This is a genomic window from Nonomuraea sp. NPDC049709 (assembly GCF_040674815.1).
Taxonomy (GTDB): domain Bacteria; phylum Actinomycetota; class Actinomycetes; order Streptosporangiales; family Streptosporangiaceae; genus Nonomuraea.
Genome location: NZ_JBFANM010000085.1, coordinates 1 through 22,922, shown reverse-complemented (window position 1 = coordinate 22,922; position 22,922 = coordinate 1). Strand labels below are relative to the sequence as shown.

Below are 22,922 nucleotides of genomic sequence, written 5' to 3'. Positions count from 1 at the left end.
TCACTCCTCGTTCGGCAGGAAGAGGACCTTGGAGCTGAAGATCGACCGGTCACCGAGGCTGACCATCGTCTCGGGCAACGCGTCCAGCCCCAGCTCATGCGTGATCATGAACTTCCACGCGAGGTCGCCCGAGGCCAGCGCCTTGGCGGCGACCCGCCACTCCTCCCCGGGGAACGGCGCGGAGAAGGAGTTCCAGGCGCCGTGCAGGGTGACCTCGCGGCGGAGGAAGGAGCTGAAGGTGGCCTTCGGCAGCACCACCGGGTCGTGCGGGATGCCGATGAACACCGCCTCGCCGTGCCGCGCCGCCAGGGCCACGGCCTGGTCGACCGTGGCGGGCACGCCCGCGGACTCGATGACCACGTCGTACCCGTCGCCGGCCTGCTCGGCCGCCTCCTCCGCGCTGGTCACGGTGTGCGTGGCGCCGGCCTCGGCGGCCATGGCGGCCTTCTGCTCGTTCAGCTCGATGACCAGCACCTCGGACGCCCCGGCGATCCTGGCCCACTGCACGGCGAACAGCCCGATCGGGCCGGCGCCCACCACGGCCACCCGCCGGCCGCCGCGCATCCGGGTGCGCCACAGGGCGTGCAGCGCGATCGCGGCCGGGTCGAGCATGGCCGCGGCGCGCGGGTCGAGGTCGGGGGGCAGCACCATGAGGTTCTCGTCCGGCACGGTGACGTACTGCGCGTACGCCCCGTCCCTGCGGCTGCCGAAGTAGCCGTAGTCCTTGCACAGGCTGAAGTGGCCCTGGCTGCAGGGGGCGCAGGCGTGGCAGGGGATGAGCGGAGGCACGGTGACCAGGTCGCCCTCGCGGACCCGGCCGGTGGCGGCCAGCCGGTCGCCGAGCGCGACCACGTGCCCCGAGAACTCGTGGCCGCAGATGATCGGGAAGTGGTAGGCCCCCGCGCGCAGCATGCGTGGAATGTCAGAGCCGCACACCCCGCAGGCCGCCACACGGACGAGCGCCTCGCCGGGGCCCGGTTCGGGCACGGGTACCTGTTCGACCCTGATGTCGCCAGGGGCGTGGAGCACCGCGGCCTGCATGGTTTCCGACATCCTTCTCTCTCCTTGGGTTACTTGGAGGCCTCGGCGAATTCGCCGGTCCCGGCGTACTGCGCCGCGTTGTCCGTGTCGATCAGTGCGGTGCCGGCGTCGATGGAGGGCTCGACCTGCTCCTTCTTCTGGACCTTGAGCACCGTCTCCACGGCCTTCGAGCCGAGCGAGATGGGGTCGTTGAGCGCGGTGGCGACGTACTGGCCGGAGGGGATCTGCTTGACCGCCTCCATGAGCCCGTCCACCCCGGAGACCAGGACCTTGTCCTTGCCGTTCTCCTTGAGCACCTGCAACGCGCCGAGCGCCATGTCGTCGTTGTGCGCGTAGACGGCGGCCACGTCGGGGTGGACCTGGAGCAGGTCCTGCATCGCGGTGACCGCCTTGGAGCGGACGTAGTCCGAGTACGGACCCTCGACGATCTTGATCTTGGGGTTGGCCGCAACCGCCTCGTGGAACCCGGCGCTGCGGTCGCGCGCCACGGCGCCACCGGCGTCGCCGCGGATCTCGATGACCTTGCCGCCCTTGGCCCCGAGCTGCTCGCTGAGCCGCTTGCCGACGAGCGCGCCCATCGCCTTGTTGTCCCGGCCGACGTGCGCGACCGCGCCCTCGGGCACCGGCCGGTCCACGGTCACGACCGAGACGCCGGCCGCCTTGGCCGCGGCGATGCCCGGCTGGACGCCCTGCGGGTCCACGGGGTTGATGAGCAGGACGTCGACCTGGCGGGTGAGGAGGTCCTGGATGTCGTTGTTCTGCTTGGTGACGTCGCCGCCCGCGTCGGCGAAGTAGAGCGTGGCGCCGGCCTTCTTGGCGGCGGCCTCGGCCCCTTCGCGGAGCTGGACGTAGAAGGGGGACTGCTGGGTGGCCTGGCTGAAGCCGATGGTGACCGGGCCGTCCGGCTGCGGGCTCTCGGTGGAGCCGCCCGGGTTGGTGGACACCGAGCAGGCGGAAAGGGCGGTGATCAGGAGGAGAGCGGGAATTGTGAGCGACCGGAATGCGCGCATTGGGGCCTCCGTATGTGACGTAGGTAACGCACCGTAAGTCGCGTATTAACCTTCGTGCAACACTTGAGCCAGATTTTGCTCATATGAGCAGATGCGTGGGCGATCGTCCCTCATCGGTGGCTGATCAGGCATGACGCAGAGCCGCGCTGCCCCAATTTTTTGGACTTGCCAGTCCATTCTGTGCTGCCGATGATGAATGGACCACTTGGTCCAGAACGGAAGTTCAACGATGGGATGATCGATTGTGGATGCCATTGATCGCCTGAGCATTACCGAGGAGCTTCGTCGTCTGATGGCGCGCTACGTCCGGTACGCGGATCATCAGCGCTGGCAGGACCTGGCGAACCTCTTCACGCCAGACGGCACGTTCACCCCGCACAAGCCGGACGGATCGGTCTGGTTGCGCATGGAGGGCCGGGCAGGGATCGCCGCCACGGTAGGCGCCAGCGGCGGCCCCGGCGTCATCCTGGTCCACCACCTGTTCTCCGACGAGATCGACGTCGACTCGGCGACCGCCGCCCACGGCGTGTGGGCGATGGAGGACATCATCACCCGGCCCGAGGGCGCCGGCGTGTCGGAGGACATCCCGTTCAGGGGCATGCACGGCTACGGCCACTACCACGCACGCTTCGTCAGGACGAACGGCTCCTGGTACATCGCCGAGCTCAAGCAGACCCGGGTCCGCCTGGACTTCACCGACTGACGCCACCCGCGCCGGTCGCACCCGGCCACGGCGCGACCAGAACACCGGCAAGCGATGTCCGGCACCCGCCTGCCGGACAGCACCTTCCCTTCCACCACTACGCGAAAGCAGCCTTGCCGTGAGCAACAACAACAACAAGCCCAGCGCGCTGGAGCCGTACAAGATCGCTGTCCCCCAGGAGGTCCTGGACGACCTCGAGGACCGTCTGAGGAGAACTCGCTTCTTCGACGACCTGGACAACGAGGAGGAGTACTACGGGATCAGCACCGCCTACCTCAAGCCGTTCGTGGAGTACTGGGCGGACGGCTTCGACTGGCGCGCGCAGGAGGAGCGGCTGAACACCTACGACCAGTACAAGGTCGAGATCGACGGCACGCCCGTGCACTTCTACCACGTGCGCGGCAAGGGCCCGGACCCGATCCCGCTCGCCGTTCATTCCGGCTGGCCGTGGTCCAGCGGGTTCAGCCTCCCGCTCGTCGGCCCGCTGACGGACCCCGCCGCCCACGGCGGCGACCCGGCCGACTCCTTCGACGTCATCATCCCCGACCTGCCGGGATTCGCCTGGTCCACCCCCGTCGGCAGGGGTGACCTGAACTACTGGAAGATCGCCGACATCATGCACAAGCTCATGACCGAGGTACTGGGCTACGACAAGTACGCCGCGGCGGGCACCGACTACGGCGCCCTCGTCACCAGCGCGCTCGGCCACAAGTACGCCGACAGCATCATCGGCCTGCACTACGGCCAGGACCTGCCGCCCGGCATGTTCGCCAACGAGCGCTTCTGGGACCTGACCGACGGCGCCAAGATCCCCGAGGACGCCACACCGGAGCTGCGCACGGGCCTGGAGAACTTCGTCAACACCTACGCCTCCCACGTCGCAGTCCACATGCTCGACGCCTCCACCCTCACCCACGGCCTGAACGACTCGCCCATCGGCATGCTCGCCTGGCTGCTGCGGCGGTGGAAGAAGTGGAGCGACAAGCGCGGCGACTTCGCGACGAACTTCCCCCGCGACTTCATCCTCACCGAGGCCACCACCTTCTGGGTGAACCAGGCCATCGGCTCCTCCATCCGCATGTACCGCAACGCGGTGCGCTACCCGTGGGTGCCCTCCCACGACCGCCGGCCCATCGTCGAGGCACCGGCCGGCTTCACCTTCCTCCTCGGCGACGCCTACCCGCCCGGCGTCAACACCGTCGAAGAGCGCATCGCCGCCTTCGAGAACGGCCCCACCCGCGACGCCTTCAACGTGATCAACGTCAACGCCCACATGAAGGGCGGCCACTTCGTCCACTACGAGAACCCCGAAGCCTTCGCCGGCGACATCCGGGAGACCTTCCGGAAGCTGCGCTGACCAGGTATCCGGTGGGCCTCCGGCGCCGATCCCGAAGCAGGAGGCCCACCGCCGTCAACCGGCTGAAGATCCCCTGGAAGGCACCGGCTGCGGCGCGTGACGGCCGACCGCGCTGCGCGCCGCCCGCCGACGTGCGCAGAAGCCGAACACCCGACACTCCGAACACCCGGCATCGATGCGTGACCAATACGTCGCTCCGTAGGGCACCCGAAGCTCGAACCCGTGGCGGCTGCCGGATCGCCCGGCAAGGCCTGGCCTCTGGTCCGGCCTGGTCCGGCCTGGCCTGGTCCGGCCTGGTCCGGCCTGGTCCGGCCTTGCCGGGCGGTCGTTCAGCGGCCCTCGCCCGGGCCGTCCGGGCGGGTGGAGGGATCGCCGGGCGCGCTGGTGCGGAGCATGCGAACCTCGGCTTGGGCGCCGGCGATGACGGCCGACACCGCCTCGGCCGAACGGCGGGCCGCCAGCGCGCGCACCTCCTGCGGCGGGTCGCGATCATCGATGACGACGAGCGTTCCCTCGTGCGCGACATAGGTGCGGACCTTCCAGCCGAGCCGGTGCCCCGCCGCCCGTGCCGCCCGCCGTACGTCGGCCGGCTCGCCCAACTCCGCCACCACCTCGCGGGCAAGAACGAGCTGACCGTAGAAGCCGCGGTACTCCGGTCTGAGGCGGGCGGACATCATCACCCTGACCTGGTCGACGAGCTTGGCGAACCGGCGTTCGGCCAGTTCGTCCTTCTGGCTCGGCATGCGGATCGCCTCCCGCTGACACGCTCGCTGTGTCCTCTTCTCAGAGTAGGCGGCCCGCATGGCTGGTCCGCCCGATGAGTTCGAGCACCACGACAGCGCCGGTGAACCAACCCGATGACCACACAGCGCGAACAAGCAGGCGGAGGCGGGCCGAGCCACGGAGAATGCCGCACACACTCATCCTCGTGCGAAACGATCACCGCAGAAAAGAAATTCCACTGACTTCGGTTAAGCAATTCCGGTGTGCCACGCGCCCGGATAAGGGCCTCAGGCCTCAATATTCATTTTACGGATGACACCGGGGTGTCCCTTGTGCAGGGTCGTTGGATCCAGTCGCCGAAAAGCGTGATCATGATGAGATCTGCCCCTGCGAAGATTCCTGACTTATGAGGCGACGAATGGCCATGGTGGTTCTCCTGATGATCACATCCACGGTGACTGCAGGGCCGGCCGTACGGGCCGATGCCGTGATGAACCCGGCCGACGCTATTCAGCGCCAGCTCGTACCGGGCCATGGGGTGAGGATCGTCGAGCGTACCCGGTCGAACTGGTTCGGCAGTTGGTCTGCCCACAAGCCGGTGCGCGGCATCATGGGGTTCGGCAAGGGCAAGGTCGTGGCCACGGATCTGACGGACTTCAACGTGGGACGTCACGGTACCCGCAACATCTGCATCGGAAAGCGCGGCTACCAGTTGCATGCCAAGCCCGACCCCGACCGGCCGCTGCCGCCGGGCAAGAGTTGGGTCACGTACGAGTGGCCGTGCCAGCTCGTTCTGAGGTCCGGCCATGTCAGCCTCAGCGACCCTGCCACGCTCAGAGCAGTGTTGGCCACCACCGCGCGCAAGCTGCCCGCCGGGGTCTACGACGATGTGCGCACCACCCTCTACGAGGGCACCATCACCTTCGCGCAACTCCACAAGGCGAACCCGGGCATGCGCATCGGCTTCCGCAGTAAGCCCACCGGCAAGTACGCCTCCTGGAAGGTGTCCTGGCGGTTGTGGATCGGCCGTGACCAGCTCGTCCGCAGAGCATGGAGCGCGTGGCGCGAACCGAACGACAGCCGCGACAGGTCCGCCGGAGAACAGCCCTACCACGCCTTCGAGGAGGATCTCCGCCTGTCGGACTGGGGGATGGAGGCGGACATCCAACCCCCGCCCGCGGCTGAGACGGTTTCGTCGGAGGAACTGGACGACTGACCCGAACGTCACGCCGGCCACTTGGTCACTTTCGCGCGACACCGATGCCTCGCCGACCTGATCCTCCCGTCCGCCGTCGACCCGCCCGAAGGGTAAGCGGGCCAGAGCCACAGATACCAGATGGAGCACCCCGTCGAACGAACGATCTGGTACTCGTGGCCCTGGTCTGCTCGGCTTGTCCTGGGTCGATGGCGGGCGGGATGATCAGGCTTCCACCTCAACCACCTGCTGCGGACCTACGTAAGACCTGGCGAGGCGATCATCCCGGAGTCGGAGCGCCCCTGCCGGAGGCATAAGCGTTGTTACCTTGTGCGCTATGAGTTCGGAGGCGCGGGCGTTCAATGAACGCGGCGATACTGTCGAAGGCCCGACCTCCGACGACCTGCATGGTTTGTTGCGCGGTTTGACTGCGTCCAACCGTTTCCTCGTGGTCGAGCGCCTGGACGCGGAAAATAACGAGTACTACATGCAGGCGTACCTTCGGGACGACGGGACCTACTGGCTCGAGTACCGCAACGGCTGTGCGGACGCACACTTCCGTGCTTCCTGCCGTACCCTCCAGGTTTTGGTGCAGGTCTTTGCCATGTGGCTCTACCGGTTGCCAGGATGGAGGGAGACCCTCACTTGGACTGCATGGTCAGCGGAGTCGGAAGCATGACGCTGCGGCGTGGCAATCGGAGTATGGCGGCGCGCCGCGCCGCCGCTAATTAGATATCCACAAGAACAATTCGGCGTTGCAGGGCTGCGTGCGGAGGTCATCACGCCGGTGGTCAACGCAGTCGCCCCTTGATGCCGCGTTTCGTAAGTCTACGGGTCGCTGCGTCTACATCTAATGCCTCCGCCTTTTTGACGAGCTCTTCAAAAGCGTTGAAGAAAGTATTTTCGCCGCCGCGAACTATTCTCTCTCCGGCGACATGGGCTCGGACGGAGCTCCAGGTTCGCAGCAATCGATACTGCGTCTGTACTGCGATCAAATCTCCATCTATGAATCCATACTCGCATGCATATCCCAGGACCTGATAGTAAAAGCCGACTTCAATCGCGTGGCTCCGGATGGGCTCCGGAAGCCTGAAGAAGCCCAGGGCTGGATCGTGCTGCGATAAGTCGTTCCACAGGGTTATCTCCATGCGGATGAATTCGGGTGTGCGATGGGTCTTGAGCAGATCCATCACAGCTGTTATGTGATTCATGTTTTGATTGATCCGCAATGCTAGCCAGGTAAGGAACGATGAGCTTGCGATGGCGATTATGGCCACAGTCAGAGCGGCCAGATTAATGACGTCTTGTTGTGACATCAGATATCACGCTGATCTTTCTGTATGGTTTCAATATCTCGACTCGCTCCGATCGCTTTCCTGGCTTCGATTCCCAAATGCGGTTAAGATATGCCGTTGGGGCACCGTCTAAAGTCTGGGCCGCCTGCACACTCTCGATCTAGCCCAAGCGGTCTGAGCTTGCCTCATGGCTCTGTTGCGACTGGTCCAAGCTCCGGTTTGCCAAGTGGACGGCGGCCAGTAGTTCGCGCGCCGAAGTGTCGCGCTTGCCGATGAGGGAGTTCTCTACTCCGCTGGTGCAAGGCCCAGCGGGATTCGGTGCGTTGGGCGGTTTCCAGGGCCAGATGTCCGCTGGTGATGCCGTCGTTGAGGTTGCCGATGCGGAGCTGGGCTGCGGCGATGTCGGCGTGGACGGCGGCGATCTTCTCGTGGTCGGTCTCGTGCGCCAGGGCGTTGAGGGCGGCTTGGCCTTCGTCGATGAGGCGTTGTTCGTCACCGAGGTGCACGTACGTCGAGAGCCGGTAAGCGGCCATCCGCCAGGATCCAGGAATCGAGTCCAAGCTCGTTCGCGCTGCGGACACGCTGCGCCGTACGCGTCCCTCGCCTCTTCGAGGCGGGTGAGGGCTTTGGCGGGTCGCGGAGGTTGGCGAGCTCTTCGGAATCGCGGGCTGGGAACCAAGCGCGGGTGGCGTTGTCGCCTTGGGCCGGTAGGTACTGCCGGGCAAGGTGGATGTTCTGCACTGAGGGGACGCTCCTCGAACGGCATAGGAGCGTTAGGCGCAGGCTTGGATGATCGGGTGGCCGCTGCCCTGCGCCGCCAGGGTGGTTTCGCCGGTGATGGTGGCGGCTAGCGGGCTCCCATGGGTTTGCGATGGAGGCTGCGCTTTCGGCGGTCAGTCCGGCTGCGATGAGCAGCATTGGTCGCGGTCCATGTGGCCATCCAGTCTTCCCACGATCCAGGCCAGCGTCAGCATGTCAACGTCGTCACGTGTCGTCGGTCCGGCGCGAGCCGATGACTACTTGTTCCACGCTGAGGAGGCTGCTTGCCGGAGTTTCATCCCGTGGCGGGATGGGTGTGGGCGGGAGTGGGACGCTGGTGAGAATCCGTGGGGCGAGGCCGAGACTGACCACGACGAAGCGCTGCACCCACATCACGGCGACTCTCTCGACCGAAGCAGCAGCCCGCATGGGCCGCGCACTCTGGGGACAACTGCGACTGAAACCGCAACCAGACGGACCATCTGATCATGAGGATCGAGGAGTCCGCCCAGGTCATCGAGGTAGGGCGCCCGGGGCTCGAACCCGGAACCTACGGATTAAAAGACGACAGCTATTGTGTCTGCCCCTATTCTAGCGTATTCCAAAGTATCACTCTGTCCGTAAAAGCCGTTGCTTGAAATGTCCAAGAATGCCATCCGGTGTTCGCCGGTGCCGTTGGCCGAAGAGCATGTGACGAGCATGTGAATGCGGGGTCCATTGCCGCCCGCCATGGCTTAGGGTGAGCCCTTGACTGTTCGATACCGTTCGCTATGGCCGTATTTGTTCTTCGCCACCAGTGGTGCCGTACCGAGCGGTCAGGACACGCGTCGAGACCCGGCGGCCGGCGTCAGGCCACGCCTGCTGGACAGGAGAGCGATGTCCTTCGGGCTGCTTCCTCGCTGAAGGCTCTTGAGTACGGCCTGTTGGGTCTCTGGTGTCCAGAAGATCCTGAGGTTTTCGCGGGACCGGGTAATGGCCGTGTAGAAGATGCTGTGCGTGATGTCGTCTTCGTTGGCGTCGGTGATGACGATCTTGACGGAGTCGTACTCAAGGCCTTGCGCCTTATGGATCGAGACAGCGTAAGCTACCTGGAACGGTACGGAGGTGTTCGGCGAGTCGTCGTCTTCGTCGCTGGTGTCAACCCCGTAGACGGAGAAGCGCACTGTCGAGTCTTCCACCCATTCGAGATCGTCATCGTCGACGTCGAACTCGCTGAGCGGTCGGTCGAGCTTGACATCGAACTGGATCTGACCGGGTGCGTGCTCGATGCGGACGATCCGGCCCTTCAAGTTGTTGTAGATCACGGGCCGGAACCGTTCAGTCTCGTTAAACAGCACCGGGTCCCCAACCTTGTAGGTGGAGGCGCCCCATGTAGCCGCGGGACTTGGGTTGCTGCTCTGGAGGAATCGGTTGATGTTGTTGATTCCGTAGAGACCGTCGTAGTTCAAGCACAGGATGATCTCGTCATCGCGTTGCGCCGCGAACAGTGACTTGTCGAGCACGGTCGAGTAACCGTTTCGGGCGATGATCTCGGCGATGTCGTCGTCAATGTTCCGAACCTTGTCCCAGAATCCCAGGAGTGCCTCGCTCTTGGTCCTGAAAGGCGTCGTCAGCTCGAACACCGACGTACTCGGAATGAACGAACGGATGATGCCGAACCAGTTTCCGAACTGGATCGACTCGATCTGGTACACGTCGCCGACCAGCACGAGCAGTTTGAAAGACGTCTTCTCCAGCACCTTGAGCAGGTCATCGTTGCTGACGGTACTGCACTCGTCGATGACCAGGATGTCGTACTCCATGTCGGAGGCGCGCCGGTGGATCTGGCTGCTGATCGTCCGGAAGGTCACGTTCTGCGCGGTGACTCTGCGCTTGAGGTTGTCGACCGCCGGGTTGGTGTGGGCGAGGAAGAGCTTCGCCCTGTCGTTGAAGTAGTGTGCGATGTGGTTGACCATCGTCGACTTGCCCGTACCGGCCGCGCCGTAGATCAGCGCCACACGTGACTGGCTGAACAGCAGCTTGAGCGCATCCTGCTTCACCTCGTCGTCAATGCCATGAGGCATCTCGTCGAGCCAGCGCTCGACAGCCTCGGTATGCCCGGCGATCCCCGACGACGCGTAGCCTCGGAGCTTCTCGACGATGGCGACGGTATCGTCCTCGTACCCCCGGATGAAGACGTGCCCCTTGTCCAGCACCAGCCGACGCTCCGTATGCCGGAAGTAGAGCTTGCTGTTGTAGGTGGCGATCAGGCCGTTCACGTCTCCGAGTTCCTCAAGATCGGCCACAGGCGTATAGAGAACCCCGTGGCGTTCGATGTTGTTCTTCACCCGGCGAGCCAGCAACTCATGGTTGCGTCCGGCCACTGCGAGGCTCTCGACAAGGTCCCAGTACCGCGGGTTGTGCCCCGGCAGGGAGGTACAGAACGGCATCGTGTCGAACGGGATGCAGCCGTACTTCAGGTTGAGCCCGGAGAGGGGAGCGCATACACCCCAGTCGTGCTGGGCCTTGAGGATCTGGTTGTACATCCGCAGCAGAAGGTAGCGGATGACGTTGTGGCCTGGCGCGGCTGACCGCACGATGCGGCGAGCCTCATCGAGAACAGGAAAGATCTGAGGCCTCGTTACGCGAGAGGTGCCGGCGGCCTTCGTCGCCTCGTACTTGTTGTCGGGCATGTCGATGAGGTCAAGGAGGCTGCCCGAGCCCGCCGTCAGGCCTCTCATCAGATAGCCGTACTCTGCAGAGTCGGTCCGAACCTTGCTGGTCATGCCCAGGAGACGTGCGAAGTTATCGAACTCGCAGGGACGGATGGAGACTTCCCACTCGCGGATGATGATGATCGGCATGCCTTGGTCGAGCACGTCGATCGAGTCTCGCTGGAGCGTCAGCCTGGCCGCGTACTTGTCAGTCAAGTCGATGTCGGTGAAGGCGATGATGCGGTCGAACTTGCTGACCTTGTTGACGGCAGGGAAGAAGGTGACCTCGTAGTAGATGTGCCCGCTGACGAAGAACGGGCGCGTCTTGTGGATGTAGTACCGGGCCCGCGTACTGTTGTCGGGCGGAGCCGAGCGGACCGCCTCGATTCTCGCGGCGATCTTCTGGTGGTATTCCCGCAGTGACGGATCGAGATCGACCGGGAAGGCTTCGAGATTCGTCAGCACGGCAATCCCACACCTGTCCCGGAGCAGGCTGCGGATGCGATGGAGATACTCGTAGTACTTGAGCATCAAGCGTTCAGACGCATCGCCATCCAGGGTGTAGTGGGAGGCACTCGCCTGAATCAGCTTGTGGAACTTGCCGAGGAAGTTCAGTTTGCCATTGGCCTTGACGAAGTTCAGCCCTGGCTCAACTGCTGTGTAGGTGAACTCGGCGTCATCCCTCCCAACGTGAAGACGGACTGCTACGCCTTCGACCAGGTTGCGGAGTTGAGCGAGTACGTTCTGCGAGAGGAGAGCACGCTGGTCCATGAGTGAGGCGATGTTTCGACAGATCGCCTGGTCCACACTCCGGATCTGCTCGCCGACCGTTGCCATCTCGCACTCCCCTCCTCTCGACCCAAGACATCCGCTGTTCACGCGAAGATCAGACGTCACTGCAGCCGCACCGATTTTAGTGGTTGGAGAGCAAATGAGCGCATTGATATTGGCTTGCTGTTGTATGGGGTGAGACCCTCGGAGATGCCGGACAACGTCTGATGGGACGGTCTCAGCTGATGGCGGCCAGGCGGGCGGGCATGTCACCGTTACGCAGATAGGTGGCGTTGACGGCGACGAGGTCAGCAGAGTGATCGATTAGTCCGAGGCGGCTCAGGGCGAGGCCCTCACGACGTCGCTACCTAACGCTCGGACACAAGGAGCAGTTCGGCGGCGTCGCCGGGAGCGCGGCACGAACGTCGACCTTGATGCGATCCGCGTGTGGTGGTTGCGCATGGCTCAGGGGCGGAATCCCTGGCAGCCCAAACCTCAGGAGGATCAGACCGGATCTCCTTGCCACCAAGGATCGGGTCTGCACTGTGCTGGAGCCGAGGGGGGCCATGCTGAGACAAGCCGAACGGGATAGGCATACAGGGATGCGGCGCGTCGATGTCGAGGTGATCCTTGGCTGGCTTACGCGGTCACGATCACGGCTGCTGACAGATCCAGCGATCTGACGGCCGAAGCCGGAATGGGCCGCTCGTGCTGTTCTCCCGCCGTTCTACGGCGATGAGTGACGTGCGTGAAGTGCGGAACGTGAAGTGCGGGAACGTGGGCGCGTCCACGGCGTTCGGCGAGCGCAGCCTGACGACCCGGGCTGTGGGGTGACCGGCCGGGGCGGACGTGCACGCGGTGCAACTACTCGGGGGGATGAGGCCCGAGGCGTTGGCTCGATGGCTGCCGGCAGGGCTGCGCGCTCATCGGCTGGTCACTCCGGCAACGCTGCTGGCGTGGCATCGTTGTCTGCTGCGTCGGGCGTGGACCTACCTGCATTGGCGTGAGGGCCACGAGATACTTGGTGGGGCCATCAACGAGTACCGCCGAGCTGCGTAGTCCGAGTGGAGAGCCTCAGTTCAAACCACACGCGCGAGTTCTGGCGCCCTACAGGCTGGTAGGCCGCACGAACGTGGGCGAGGCCCGATCCTCGGCTAAGGGGTCGGGCCTCTTGCTCGTCACGGGTTGCTGCTGAACCAGCTCAACAGCCCCCACAAGGTAGCCCCTCCCGCGGCGAGCCCACCGAGGATGGCGGAGGGCCACGTCTTACCGTCCGCGAGCATGAGGGCGGCGGCAATGGCGATGGCGGCGATGGCCGCGAGAACAATCAGGATCACACGTTCGGGTGACATGGAGTCAGTTCCACCAATCTGTGAGCGGACACAATACGGCCAGGGCAGGGACCAAGCGGCGTGTTCGCCCTGGTCGCAAATAGCTGCATCCGGCGTGTGTCTGTCTGGGGGCGCCTCTCCTTCTCCCAAACGACGCTCTTGGTGGTACGGGGGTCTATCGTACGAGAAAGCCCGAACCCATGTGGCGGATTCGGGCTCATGCGCCTGCTGACGTCTACATTGTGTAGCTGGTGCGCGGGCGCGGCGGCCGAGCATGCGCGCCTTGCGCACGCCCGATTCTGCCTGGCGGGCCTGTGCTTCCCCGCGAGGCGGTGCTGCAATAGACGCTGGCGCTGCCGTTCACGGGGACAGCAAACCAACCTCCGGACCCGTGAGCGCGGGCTATCTAAGTTGCTGGACTAACTTGAAGATCAGCCCGGCAGGTACTGGCAGGAACGCTGGCTGGCCAGCGGCGCTGAATGGGGCTGGCCGGAACCGAAATAGGACTCTGTGGACGCCCGAAACTCGGTTGTTGGGCTCACCCCGGGGTTTGGCGTCGCATCGCGCATGCCTGACCGAGGTTGATGGCCTCCCAAGCTGCTGCGAGCTATCTGCCGGAGGCCTGTAGAAGGTGCGCGGCCGGTGCGTTGCGAGGTCTGAGCTATCGACGCGGCGACCAGGGATCCTGGGACGGGTTCTGGCGCCAAACGACGGCGTCGTCTTTCAACCGGCTGAACGCGCCTGCCCACTCATGCGAACTGCCGTAGCCATCGCTATCTGCCGCCTCCTCCAGTGGGATTCCGAACGCTTCGAGGAGAGCGTCGCGTTCGCCGCGGAGCTCGTCCGCGTTGATGCGCAGCATGTGGGATTTGTGGGGAACAGCATCGGCGTGCAACTCCAACGCCCGAATCATGCCGGTAATGGTCCTGGCTGTCGCCAGGACGGTCAGGTGTGCGTTCTCATCCATGGCGTGACCGTACCGTGCGCTTACGAGTCGCGCTCGCGCCTCGGCGGTCGCCTCTACGTGGCACCTCTGTTCACAGCCGATACTCGGTCTGTGCGGCAGCGCCGGACACCATCGTTGCGCCATGTCTGGTTTAGGGAGGCCGGGTGCGAGGAAGATATCTTTTCGCGATGACGGCCAGTCGTCGCTGATCTAGTGCTTAGCTCGATGAGCATGCCCACCTCATCCCCGCTGACCGTGGCCATGTGCGTCACCCTGGTGGTAACCCCGTTGTCGCACAATCCGGTTGCTTATGGTGGCCGCCCGGTGTCATATAGTGATATGCGTCGATGGGCCAAGCTGAACGAGCGCCAGATGGCCACGCTGCGCCGCATCGCGGAGAGTGAGTCGGTCACCGCCAAGGACAGTGACCTGGCTTGTACGGTTTACGCGCTCCGGGACAGGGGCTTGGTCTCGACCCCGCGGACAAACGGCATCTGGATCGCCGAGGTAACCGAGGCAGGCCGCTTCTACCTCGAGCATGGCTACTACCAGGGCGCTGCGGCTCTGACGTCTACCACCATGAGTTCCAAGGGCGGAAGACGACCTGCCGACCCGAGGCCGCCATCACCTCACGTTTTGGCGGCTGAACTGATCAAGCGCTTGCAGGACGAAGGGGGGACGCTGCATGTCCGTGACCCGGACGAGGCCACCAGGGCGCTTCATCGACGGGCCTTGGACGCGGCTAAGCGCCAAGGATTGATCCCTGAAGGCTTCCGTCTCCTACATACCGGTCGCGACCGCGGGGATCTCATCCTTCGGCTGGAGGACGCCGCCCATCCCAACGAGACGGACTGGAACCGCATCCGACTGAGCGCCCGCGATCTGATCACCGACCCTCACGAGCTTGCGTACTGGCTTCGAGAAGACCGCCATTCCATCGACGTCACCGACGCGACGATCGGTCGCGCGCTGGAAGTGGTATGCGCTTTAGCAGAGGACCTGTTGAAACGGGGCCATTGCCTCGGCATATCCCGGCGAGGCAAGCCACGCGGTCTCCACGCGCACGCGCGTGGGCACCAGTATGCGCTGCACATCAAGGAGGAACTCGACCGCGTTCCTCACGTGTACACCGAAGAGGAACTCCGGAGCCGAAAGCTCTACACCTGGCAACGGGTCACGCCCGAGTACGACGAGGTCCCTTCGGGCCGGCTCAGGCTCGAGCTGGGGGAAGGGCGCGGTCTGCAGTGCTGGGCGGACGACAAGCGTTCACGCGTGGAGGACAAGATACGAGCGGCCGTCAAGGAGATTGAGCGGCGCGCTGAGGCTGACCAGCAGGCGCGCCTGGAGCGGGAGAAGGCTGAGCGGGAACGCGCTGAGAAGTGGCGACGTCAGGAGGAGGAACAGCGGCGGCGGGAGGCGGAGCGGCAAGCAGCGCGCGATAAGGAACGTGCGCAGGCCGCCGACCAGGCAAGGGAGGAGCACAGGCGGCGAGTTTTCGGCCAGGCGCTGGAGGGATGGGCCTACGCCGCGGAGATCCGCGAATTCTGCCGGGGGCTGGAAGCACTCGCGGTCACTCTGCCTGCACAGGAGGCAACGCTTACGCAGTGGGTGACGTGGGCGCGAGCACAGGCAGATCACATGGATCCCCTGCACACGCCGAGCGTGCTGACCGAGGCGAACTTCGAGGTCGAACCGACGCCGGAGGCCCTGCACCGGCACCTACGGGAGGAAAGTCGAGGCGAACGAGAATCACGACCGGAAGAACCCGCCGGCGTCAGGTACGACGATTTCTATCCATCAGCATGGCGATGGGGACGCCCAGGTCGCTTTCAATGGTGGCGGCGGTAGCCGCGGCTCCGCGCTTGCGTAGTGCCTCGACCGCCCTGTCCAGGAGCTTGCCAAGCCGTACAACTTCGTTGCGCAAGGCGATCAGCTCATCGAACCGCTCAACGGCTTCCTGTCCGCACCACTGCCGTACCAAGGCGTGCACAGGTTCGCGCTCGCGCAGCCGTACTTTGCGTTCCTCGCGGGCGTCCTCCCAGGACGGCCGGTAAGGATAGCCGTAGAGGTTCTCCGAACGCAGTTCTGCTTCTTCCCGGTGGATCGCTTCTATGATCCCTTCGGAGAATGTCGTAGCGATCGTCGGCATCAGCCGCCGTGCTGCTCGCCAAGGGCTGATCAGCGTCCCATGACGATCATGGAAGGCGAGAGGGTCGTCGGCTAGTTCTTCGACGGTGAGTCCCAGACGATCAGCTACCCCCGCAGGCTTGTCGATCCGCAGGACCCCCGTCTCGGCCTTGCTTCGTCCAAGGATCACCCGTCGGCCAAGCCCGCACTCCTTCACGACGAGCAACGCGGCTTCGTACTCCACCGTGTCGCCGGCAGCAGACGATACTTCTCTGACGGCCAAAAGGCGCCGCTCGTCGTTGAGGCGGGGTTCGATGTCGGTCCAGCGGTCGAGCAGAGAGGTGTAGGAGACCCATTCCTGTAGCCCGGCGTCGTCGCCGTCCAGCCGGCGGATCCTGATCGAGTCGTCGCTATCCCGAATCTTCACGATCGTGACGCGGTGCACGGGATCGGCCAGCGCCCTCGGCCGCTCGCGATAAGCCCACTCTTCCCCAATCTCCATGACTGACATTAACCCAGCGTGTGTGACCGTGTGGATACTTCACGTGACAATCGCCGGAGAGGCGCTGAGTTGCAATCCTCCGCGCCTGCCTGTTCATGGTCTGGGATCAACCGTGCGTAGCAGGCTGAGTAGTCCTTCGATGGTCCCGTACTGATCATGAGAGAGCGGATCCGGGGTGAAGTGCATCAGGTCGTTGCGGATCTCTCGGACTTCGTCCAGGTGCGCAAGGAAGAGTTGGTGATCGAGCTGCCACTGCAGCAGAGACCAACGTTGTGGGTTCTTGAGAAGGAAAATGTAGTCACCGAAGGTGAGATCGGCGGCTCGGTGCACCTTTGATTTGCGGTGTGGTTGTACGGCGTCCCTGAGGTCGTCCACGGTGAAGACCTCGTCGGTGACCCGCCGGAGCCTGTTCTCGGCTTCTTCGATGAGGACGAAGGGACGGGCGAGGCTCCCGAACTGACCGGTGAGGTCGGCGGCGGTGAGGATACCGGTAACGTGCAGGCGATCGGCGTCGCGCACGAAGATGAAGCCGTCGGCGTAGATGGCCTCGATTTGATCGAGTAGAAGCGCGTCATGGTCCACGACCCGGGCCGACGCGATCGCGGCTTGCAGGGAAGGCTGGTTCGCGGCGATGTGAGCGCGGCCGATGGACTCCCAGCTGATCGCTCCGTGGTAGGTGCCGTCGGTGTCGATCACAGCGATCTGGGAGAACCGGCGTTGCACCATCAGAGTTTTGGCGTAGGTCAGGGTGGCCGTGCTGGGCACGGAGACTAGCGGCGTGGGTAGGCTGCCCAGGCGCAGGCTCATATGCTCGGGTTCTGAGACGTCCTCGGTGTTGGTGGTGTCGTCGACGGTGGTGGCGCCGGAGGCCGGTTCAGCGCCGAGGGGGATGAGGGCGATCTCGTCGCTGACCGAGCCTTCGGTGAAGGGCGGGCGGGTGGTCAGCCCTTTGTTGGCCAGATCGGCTTTGATGGTGGCGATGACGGGGCCGGTACGTCGCCGTTGCCCCCAGTGCTCCAGCAGACTGCGGATGGTCATCTGGCGTGGACTGGCCGGGTCGCGAGAGGCCGCGTCTTCGAGGAGTTCGTCTGCGCTGGTGACTTCTTCCTCGCCTGCCAAGCCGGGATCGACGCCGGTGTCGGCGATGTCGGCGATCCGGCCGGCGGCGTTGTTGCGCGTCAGGCCGCAGACGGTGAGCAACGAGCTCAGACTGGCGCGCAGGTCAGGTCGGATGGCTGTTAACGGCACGTCCCAGCGGAGCCAGTCGACCGTGCGCACTTGCTGGAAGTCTTCCGGCTCGTGCGCTCGGTACTCATAGGGGCCAGTGACTTTGCCGATGGCGATGTGGCCGGCGGGCGATTTCAGGGGCATGACCACCAGGTCTCCGGCACGGATCTCGGTGGTGAACCGCCAGAGCTGTCCAGTCCAGTTGGAGATAACATTCGGAGCCGCCGTGGGGAATGCCAGGCGTAGAGCCTCGGCCAGCTGTTCTCGATTCGGGTGGCGGCTGAGGTCTCCGGCCTCATGCCAACCCACGATAGCCAGCCCCTCTTGCAGCGCCCGCGCTTCGCGTTGCCCTTCTCGGCCACCGCGGATCATCCACGCTCGTGGCTCAGCAAGCGGCCGGACGTCTTCGTACATACATCGTCCTTTCTCGACCTGAACATGTGGAACCTGCCAGACGTATGACGATGAAACAAGGGGCAAGGCAGATTGTCCTGAATTGTTAGCTTCAGCCGCTCAACGGACGAGCAGACGCTTGGGGGTTGATACGGGAAACATAGGTCGAGCCCGGCAGTATCCGCAGTAGCGCTCTGGAAGCCCATTGCCATCGAAGTTAGCATCGAATCGGAGCTCTCATCGCCACGCTTGTCGAAGCCGCTTCTCGGTACCTACTATGAGCGATTCTGAATCGCTCAATTGTCCTCTTCTTCGGGGACGGAATCTACGAGTCGCCTGGTGGCCAGTCGCTTGGTGGAGTCATCTCACGCCATGCCGCTTTAGCGAGAGCGTCCAAGGTGCGATTCTCCGCGGTCGCCAGCTTCGCCCGCTCATGAAGCGGTCCGGCAACGCGCCCGAACGCCTCACGCACCGCTCGATCAGGCCATCGGACAGTTTGCTGCTCAAAGATCCTCCTGCTGAGCTCACGCGCCTGCCTCCCTTGCGCTGTCAGCACAAGCTCAGCAGCTCTGGCCCGCAGATCGTGCAGGAGCCACATGCGATCAGACTCGTAGAACGGACTGACCGCGAGCATGCCGCGGCTGGGAATCACCGGGACAAGGGTCTCGACAATCTGTACCCCGCTGGGTGTCGAGGCGACCAGCAGGGACCCCGGTTGAACGATGTACTCCGATGACGCAGAGATCACACGGGCGACCTGGTCCAGGTGGGGAAGGCGCTCTGCAGGACCTCGGCCGATGTGACCCAGCCCACCCCTGGTGACTGGCCATCTTGTGTCGGGCGCGCCAAGCCGCTGCTCACTTTCGCCACATCGGCAAGGGGCGTACGGTCCAGAGGGAGATCCATAGCGGGTATGTCGGCGAAGTAGGCGTCGGCCAGCTTCACCGCGCACTCCGCGATCCGCTCGTTGACGGCCTTCTTCTCGTCGACGACATCCAACAGGCTCTGAATGCGGACGCGATCAACCGCCGGCGGCATGGGTACGGGGAGATCTCTGAGCGCTGTCACGCTGAGCGAAGCCCGGGCCGTACCCGCGGAATGTTCGAGGCACCAGGCCCGTGCGGCAGGACTTCTCAACCAGAAGGACACCCAAGAGCCGATGCTGTCGCGGCGCCCCTCTTCGGTGCAGGTGACGACGCCAACGGAGCGAGCTGCGTTCCAGTCGTGTTCTCCCGGTGTGACGACGGCGGCATCGCCGACCCGGCCGACCAGGACGATCACAACGTCCCCGGCGTGGAGCCATGACCGGGTGCACGCCGCGTGTTCCTCCTGGCTGATGGAGGCAGGCTGGTGAACGCGGATGCGCCCGTCGTTGATGTGCCCTGCCTGCAGCAGCGGAACTCCGCCCTGCAGGTTCGTTCCGGCACGGTCGACGCCGTAAGTGATCGATGCGACACCCGGCAGAGTGCCGAGTCGATACCAGGCGCATCCCCGCTCGTCCACAACCCTTCTATCCATGTCAGCGTCCGCTCAGCCCTTCTCCAGGAGTTCGCGTAGCCGCCGTTCGAGCTGGGTGGCCTCGTCGAAATGCCCGTACAACTCATGCGTCAGTGCCTCGATCTCCGTGGACCGGGACGTGGGCGCGGTGGGTTTGACGTAGCGAGTCGGCAGTAGATCGTGGTTTCGGGCGGCTATCTCCTCCAGCGTGACGGAACGACACCAACCTTCCTGGTCCTCATACGCCTCGGCACCGATCCCACGCCACGCCGACACCGTACGAAGTATCCGGTCCGCTCCGGCCCGGGACAGCACGTGCTGCCTGCCAGCGACGCGTTCGGCGGTACGGCCGGCATCGATGAACAAGACCTGGTCCTGGCGAGGATGACGTCCCCAACGTAGGTTCGCGCTCTTGTCCTTGCTCAGCAGCCAGATACACGCAGATGTATTGGTGTGTCGGAAGATCTTGCCGGGCAGCGCCACGATCGCGGCCACCACGTCGTCCTCCAGCAACCGCTGACGAATGAGCCGTTCACCGACACGTGAGCCGGTCGCCGCGCCGGCGGCGAGCAACACGCCTGCTCGTCCCGTGGCGTTGAGTGTCTCCAGGATGCGCTGCAGCCAGGCGAAGTTGGCATTCCCCTTGGGCGGAGGACCATAAGCCCACGCATGGTTGCGGAGCTTGTCGTTGTAGTCCCAGTTGGACATGTTGAACGGCGGATTGGCGAGCACTACGTCGAACGAGGAGGGCGTGAGGCCGTTGTGCAAGGTGTCCACGGGGCCGAGGCCGATGTCCGCATCGAGGCCGTGTAGGACCAAGCGCATCGTGGCAATGTGGCGGGCTTCGCTGTTGACGTCCAGGCCATGCAGCGCAGGAGGGTGTCCTGCGCTAGACCCTGCCGCTCCATGCTGTGCCGCTGCGACGAGGAATCCCCCCGATCCGCACACCGGATCGAGGATCCGATCCGTTTCCAGCGGCGCGAGCATGCTTGCCATGAGTTCCGTGATCGCACGGGCTGTGTAGTACTCGCCGCGTACCCCATGCCGGGTGGAGAACCGCTCCAAACAGTCCTCGAACAGGTCATGAGACTCGTCCACCGGATCCAGCGCCAAAACGAGCGCCTCCAACTGCCGGTCTGCCGCGGGGGACGGGCTGAGTGAGATGAGGTCTTCCGTCGAGCGGGAACGTCCCTGCGGGTGCGCTTCCGGGAGCTGTACCTTCGACAGCAGTTGAGCCAGCGGCCGTCCCGCACCGTGGCCGCCTGTACGGGCGACCAGACTCTCCCACGTCGGCCAGGACTGAGCCGAGTCTGCCTCCTGCAGCTTCCTCAAGCCGTGCAGGAAGAACACACGCAGTGCCAGATGGTACGCGATCAACGGGGAGACGAGCCCGGCCAGCCCATCGACCGCGTCCCACACCTTGGCCAGCCTGTGACCCTCGGCCACAGCGGCACGCGTGCCGCTCACACGACCCCCAGCGCGTTCGCCACGACCAGCCCCAGCGTCATCGTGGCGGCGAATGCTACGGCTCCGCCCTGGATCGCTGCGGGAACTCGGTCACCCCCGATGCTCCGCAGGATACCGGCGGCCAGCGCCACGATGATCGAGAACAGTCCGATCACGATCACAACCCAGAATTTGTCGCCCACCCGAACCCGTCTCCTTCGAACGATGCCGAGGGCTATGAAGCTAGAGACGCAGCGGTGGAGCGTGCAACAGCACGCCGTTTGGGAAATCGACGCACGATTCGGGAAGCCACGTTACGCAGGCTCAAGGTGCCACAGGTGCGTGGACGGCCAGGGATATCGTCCATCTCGATCACGATCCCCCAGGCGCGAGGAACGGTGGCGGCGTGCAGAAGAGCCACCTGCGGCCGAGCCGTCGGGTTGTTTCGTGAACCAGTCGGCTCGTGAAGACTTGCGTCAGGAGTAGAGGATGGACGAGACGGGACTCTGCCGCTCCTCGCCACCGAAGTGCCGTTGCCCGCGCTGGTGCACACCACCTGATCGCCTGCCGCACCCGTGATCACTAAGCGTGAGTGGCGTCCTGCTTGGGAGCGGGCGAATGGCTAGGAGCGGTTTTGTGTTGACGCCCGCCATCAACGCGCCAATCACCGGGGCTTCTCGCTGCGCCACCAGCCAGCGGACAATCACAGCGCCGGGAGAAGATGACGGGACCGACGACGAGCACAGGCAATGCTCGGACCCAGCCCTGGCCGCCGCAGCTCTTGGCCCGCGCCGGACTGCCGGTCCACAGTGCGCCCGACTGCCGCGGGTCGGCCGGGCAGCCGATCATCCTCTATCTGACCTGGCTCACTCACCTCTCGGATAGCTTTCTCTTACCCCTCGGGGCGGCACTCATGGGAGGGGCTCATCCCGCCCCACTGGAGCCCCAGCAACACGAACATGCGATCGGACAGACGGCGGTTGGTGGCGCTACCGCGACCACCCAGCGACGCGTTGCACCACGCTCGGCATCCCCCGGAGTAATCCACTTACGATTGCCCACCATGTCTACCTGCGTGATGCTCAAATAAGGGCCACACATTAATTGTCTGAATAGCTCAACTCCGACGTCTTGTCGCAGCCACTCAACGTACCGTCATTTAGCACCCGACCAAGATCCACTAATGCTAAGTACCTGCTAGATGCACATGTACTTAGTCATCGGACGTATACGACAGCCGTGTGGCGAGAGCGCTCCGAGACGTATTCGAGGCCGTCCTAGAGCGCTCCCGGAAGCGTTATGGTTGCTCCTATGGACGCAAAATCCCGCCTCTCAAAGAGGCGGGATAAGCGGCTCCAACCGCCGCCAAACGTCGGGGCTAGCGCAGGGTGTCAGAACCTTCAGCGTAGCCGACATGCAGGGCGGCAGGTAACCCCGAGCTGGCTACAGGAGGTTCTGCATGGACTTGGTGTTTGAAATCCCCCTCCCGCATTGCGGGTCGTGGATCGACGAGCAGACGATTCGGACCGCGGTCGCCGTGCTGATCGCGCTGTTCGTCCTGGTTGTCGTCATCCGTTACTCGGGCCTGGGCTGCTCCATCCAGGTTCGCACCTAGCGTCGAGCGACGTCCGGCGTCACGGCTCAGGGCGCCCGCCCTGAGCCTGCCGTCAGCAGCTACAGGGGTTCGACTCGTCCCTGCGCAGCGAGCGGGCGGCCGGCGCTGTCGCGTGGATCCGCCACGGGAGTCACCTGCCGTGGCCGGAGGACCAGGCCCACGCGAAGTAGACGGGCGTCGAGCATCTGCTCGACGCCCCCCCCGGTGTTATAACAAACGGGGGGGAAACAAAACAGCGCGCCAGGGCGCCCGGGGGAACCAAAAACACCCCCCCGCGACCCCCGCGCCCCC

The 22,922-nt window shown here is 64.4% G+C and carries 19 protein-coding genes; 6 read left to right on the top strand and 13 right to left on the bottom strand.

The features are described 5' to 3' along the window. Positions 1-1,053 carry a galactitol-1-phosphate 5-dehydrogenase gene (locus AB0J69_RS50925; RefSeq protein WP_364133761.1) on the bottom strand — a complete coding sequence of 351 codons (1,053 nt, stop codon included), beginning with the start codon at positions 1,051-1,053 and terminating at the stop codon, positions 1-3. A gap of 17 nt (positions 1,054-1,070) precedes the next feature. Continuing rightward, the gene (locus AB0J69_RS50920) at positions 1,071-2,051 is read right to left on the bottom strand and encodes a substrate-binding domain-containing protein (protein ID WP_364133759.1); all 981 of its coding nucleotides are present in this window, start codon (positions 2,049-2,051) and stop codon (positions 1,071-1,073) included. 244 nt (positions 2,052-2,295) lie between these two features. Between AB0J69_RS50920 and AB0J69_RS50915 the strand changes: the two genes are divergently transcribed. Together AB0J69_RS50915 and AB0J69_RS50910 are read left to right on the top strand one after the other, a co-directional pair. Continuing rightward, positions 2,296-2,754 carry a nuclear transport factor 2 family protein gene (locus AB0J69_RS50915; RefSeq protein WP_364133757.1) on the top strand — a complete coding sequence of 153 codons (459 nt, stop codon included), beginning with the start codon at positions 2,296-2,298 and terminating at the stop codon, positions 2,752-2,754. A gap of 118 nt (positions 2,755-2,872) precedes the next feature. After that, positions 2,873-4,111, top strand: a complete 1,239-nt coding sequence (locus AB0J69_RS50910) for an epoxide hydrolase family protein (protein ID WP_364133755.1) — start codon at positions 2,873-2,875, stop codon at positions 4,109-4,111. A gap of 329 nt (positions 4,112-4,440) precedes the next feature. Here AB0J69_RS50910 and AB0J69_RS50905 read toward each other — a convergent pair whose 3' ends face one another. Continuing rightward, positions 4,441-4,854, bottom strand: coding sequence for a hypothetical protein (locus AB0J69_RS50905; protein ID WP_364133753.1), 414 nt, complete (start codon positions 4,852-4,854; stop codon positions 4,441-4,443). A gap of 398 nt (positions 4,855-5,252) precedes the next feature. Between AB0J69_RS50905 and AB0J69_RS50900 the strand changes: the two genes are divergently transcribed. Both AB0J69_RS50900 and AB0J69_RS50895 read left to right on the top strand, forming a co-directional pair. After that, positions 5,253-6,050, top strand: coding sequence for a hypothetical protein (locus tag AB0J69_RS50900; RefSeq protein ID WP_364133752.1), 798 nt, complete (start codon positions 5,253-5,255; stop codon positions 6,048-6,050). 316 nt (positions 6,051-6,366) lie between these two features. Further along, the gene (locus AB0J69_RS50895) at positions 6,367-6,708 is read left to right on the top strand and encodes a hypothetical protein (protein ID WP_364133750.1); all 342 of its coding nucleotides are present in this window, start codon (positions 6,367-6,369) and stop codon (positions 6,706-6,708) included. Between the two features lie 112 nt (positions 6,709-6,820). Here the strand turns inward: AB0J69_RS50895 and AB0J69_RS50890 are convergent, their stop codons facing one another. From AB0J69_RS50890 to AB0J69_RS50870, 5 genes are all read right to left on the bottom strand, one after another. Next, entirely contained in the window at positions 6,821-7,345 is a 525-nt protein-coding gene (locus AB0J69_RS50890) for a hypothetical protein (protein ID WP_364133747.1), read from the bottom strand. Between the two features lie 164 nt (positions 7,346-7,509). After that, positions 7,510-7,857 carry a hypothetical protein gene (locus tag AB0J69_RS50885; RefSeq protein ID WP_364133745.1) on the bottom strand — a complete coding sequence of 116 codons (348 nt, stop codon included), beginning with the start codon at positions 7,855-7,857 and terminating at the stop codon, positions 7,510-7,512. 1,041 nt (positions 7,858-8,898) lie between these two features. Beyond that, positions 8,899-11,613 carry an ATP-dependent RecD-like DNA helicase gene (locus AB0J69_RS50880; RefSeq protein WP_364133743.1) on the bottom strand — a complete coding sequence of 905 codons (2,715 nt, stop codon included), beginning with the start codon at positions 11,611-11,613 and terminating at the stop codon, positions 8,899-8,901. Between the two features lie 1,112 nt (positions 11,614-12,725). Next, entirely contained in the window at positions 12,726-12,899 is a 174-nt protein-coding gene (locus AB0J69_RS50875; protein ID WP_364133740.1) for a hypothetical protein, read from the bottom strand. Positions 12,900-13,539: 640 nt separating this feature from the next. Continuing rightward, complete coding sequence (locus AB0J69_RS50870) at positions 13,540-13,845, bottom strand: hypothetical protein (RefSeq protein WP_364133737.1); 306 nt, start codon at positions 13,843-13,845, stop codon at positions 13,540-13,542. 204 nt (positions 13,846-14,049) lie between these two features. On the opposite strand from AB0J69_RS50870, the gene AB0J69_RS50865 reads away from it, so the two are divergent. Next, entirely contained in the window at positions 14,050-15,672 is a 1,623-nt protein-coding gene (locus tag AB0J69_RS50865; RefSeq protein WP_364133735.1) for a hypothetical protein, read from the top strand. Here the strand turns inward: AB0J69_RS50865 and AB0J69_RS50860 are convergent. From AB0J69_RS50860 to AB0J69_RS50840, 5 genes are all read right to left on the bottom strand, one after another. Next, the gene (locus AB0J69_RS50860; RefSeq protein WP_364133732.1) at positions 15,599-16,453 is read right to left on the bottom strand and encodes a hypothetical protein; all 855 of its coding nucleotides are present in this window, start codon (positions 16,451-16,453) and stop codon (positions 15,599-15,601) included. The two genes, AB0J69_RS50865 and AB0J69_RS50860, sit on opposite strands and share 74 nt — an antisense overlap. A gap of 93 nt (positions 16,454-16,546) precedes the next feature. Further along, on the bottom strand, positions 16,547-18,094 hold the full coding sequence (locus tag AB0J69_RS50855) for a CBS domain-containing protein (protein ID WP_364133729.1): 1,548 nt from the start codon (positions 18,092-18,094) through the stop codon (positions 16,547-16,549). Positions 18,095-18,817: 723 nt separating this feature from the next. Next, on the bottom strand, positions 18,818-19,576 hold the full coding sequence (locus AB0J69_RS50850) for a hypothetical protein (protein ID WP_364133726.1): 759 nt from the start codon (positions 19,574-19,576) through the stop codon (positions 18,818-18,820). Between the two features lie 27 nt (positions 19,577-19,603). Further along, the gene (locus tag AB0J69_RS50845; RefSeq protein ID WP_364133723.1) at positions 19,604-21,037 is read right to left on the bottom strand and encodes an N-6 DNA methylase; all 1,434 of its coding nucleotides are present in this window, start codon (positions 21,035-21,037) and stop codon (positions 19,604-19,606) included. Then, positions 21,034-21,198: a hypothetical protein gene (locus tag AB0J69_RS50840; protein ID WP_364133720.1), complete on the bottom strand. Its 165-nt coding sequence runs from the start codon at positions 21,196-21,198 to the stop codon at positions 21,034-21,036. Before AB0J69_RS50840 ends, AB0J69_RS50845 begins: the two co-directional genes overlap by 4 nt. Positions 21,199-22,475: 1,277 nt before the next feature. On the opposite strand from AB0J69_RS50840, the gene AB0J69_RS50835 reads away from it, so the two are divergent. Continuing rightward, positions 22,476-22,631 carry a hypothetical protein gene (locus tag AB0J69_RS50835; protein ID WP_364133717.1) on the top strand — a complete coding sequence of 52 codons (156 nt, stop codon included), beginning with the start codon at positions 22,476-22,478 and terminating at the stop codon, positions 22,629-22,631. Positions 22,632-22,922: the final 291 nt, after the last annotated feature.

What these genes read in the sequence shown, in the direction of transcription:
- AB0J69_RS50900 (WP_364133752.1), top strand. Translation starts at nt 5,253, where the DNA reads ATGGCCATGGTGGTTCTCCTGATGATCACATCCACGGTGACTGCAGGG.
- AB0J69_RS50890 (WP_364133747.1), bottom strand. Translation starts at nt 7,345, where the DNA reads ATGTCACAACAAGACGTCATTAATCTGGCCGCTCTGACTGTGGCCATA.
- AB0J69_RS50860 (WP_364133732.1), bottom strand. Translation starts at nt 16,453, where the DNA reads ATGGAGATTGGGGAAGAGTGGGCTTATCGCGAGCGGCCGAGGGCGCTG.
- AB0J69_RS50925 (WP_364133761.1), bottom strand. Translation starts at nt 1,053, where the DNA reads ATGTCGGAAACCATGCAGGCCGCGGTGCTCCACGCCCCTGGCGACATC.
- AB0J69_RS50835 (WP_364133717.1), top strand. Translation starts at nt 22,476, where the DNA reads ATGGACTTGGTGTTTGAAATCCCCCTCCCGCATTGCGGGTCGTGGATC.
- AB0J69_RS50920 (WP_364133759.1), bottom strand. Translation starts at nt 2,051, where the DNA reads ATGCGCGCATTCCGGTCGCTCACAATTCCCGCTCTCCTCCTGATCACC.
- AB0J69_RS50895 (WP_364133750.1), top strand. Translation starts at nt 6,367, where the DNA reads ATGAGTTCGGAGGCGCGGGCGTTCAATGAACGCGGCGATACTGTCGAA.
- AB0J69_RS50880 (WP_364133743.1), bottom strand. Translation starts at nt 11,613, where the DNA reads ATGGCAACGGTCGGCGAGCAGATCCGGAGTGTGGACCAGGCGATCTGT.
- AB0J69_RS50855 (WP_364133729.1), bottom strand. Translation starts at nt 18,094, where the DNA reads ATGTACGAAGACGTCCGGCCGCTTGCTGAGCCACGAGCGTGGATGATC.
- AB0J69_RS50905 (WP_364133753.1), bottom strand. Translation starts at nt 4,854, where the DNA reads ATGCCGAGCCAGAAGGACGAACTGGCCGAACGCCGGTTCGCCAAGCTC.
- AB0J69_RS50885 (WP_364133745.1), bottom strand. Translation starts at nt 7,857, where the DNA reads ATGGCCGCTTACCGGCTCTCGACGTACGTGCACCTCGGTGACGAACAA.
- AB0J69_RS50865 (WP_364133735.1), top strand. Translation starts at nt 14,050, where the DNA reads ATGAGCATGCCCACCTCATCCCCGCTGACCGTGGCCATGTGCGTCACC.
- AB0J69_RS50875 (WP_364133740.1), bottom strand. Translation starts at nt 12,899, where the DNA reads ATGTCACCCGAACGTGTGATCCTGATTGTTCTCGCGGCCATCGCCGCC.
- AB0J69_RS50870 (WP_364133737.1), bottom strand. Translation starts at nt 13,845, where the DNA reads ATGGATGAGAACGCACACCTGACCGTCCTGGCGACAGCCAGGACCATT.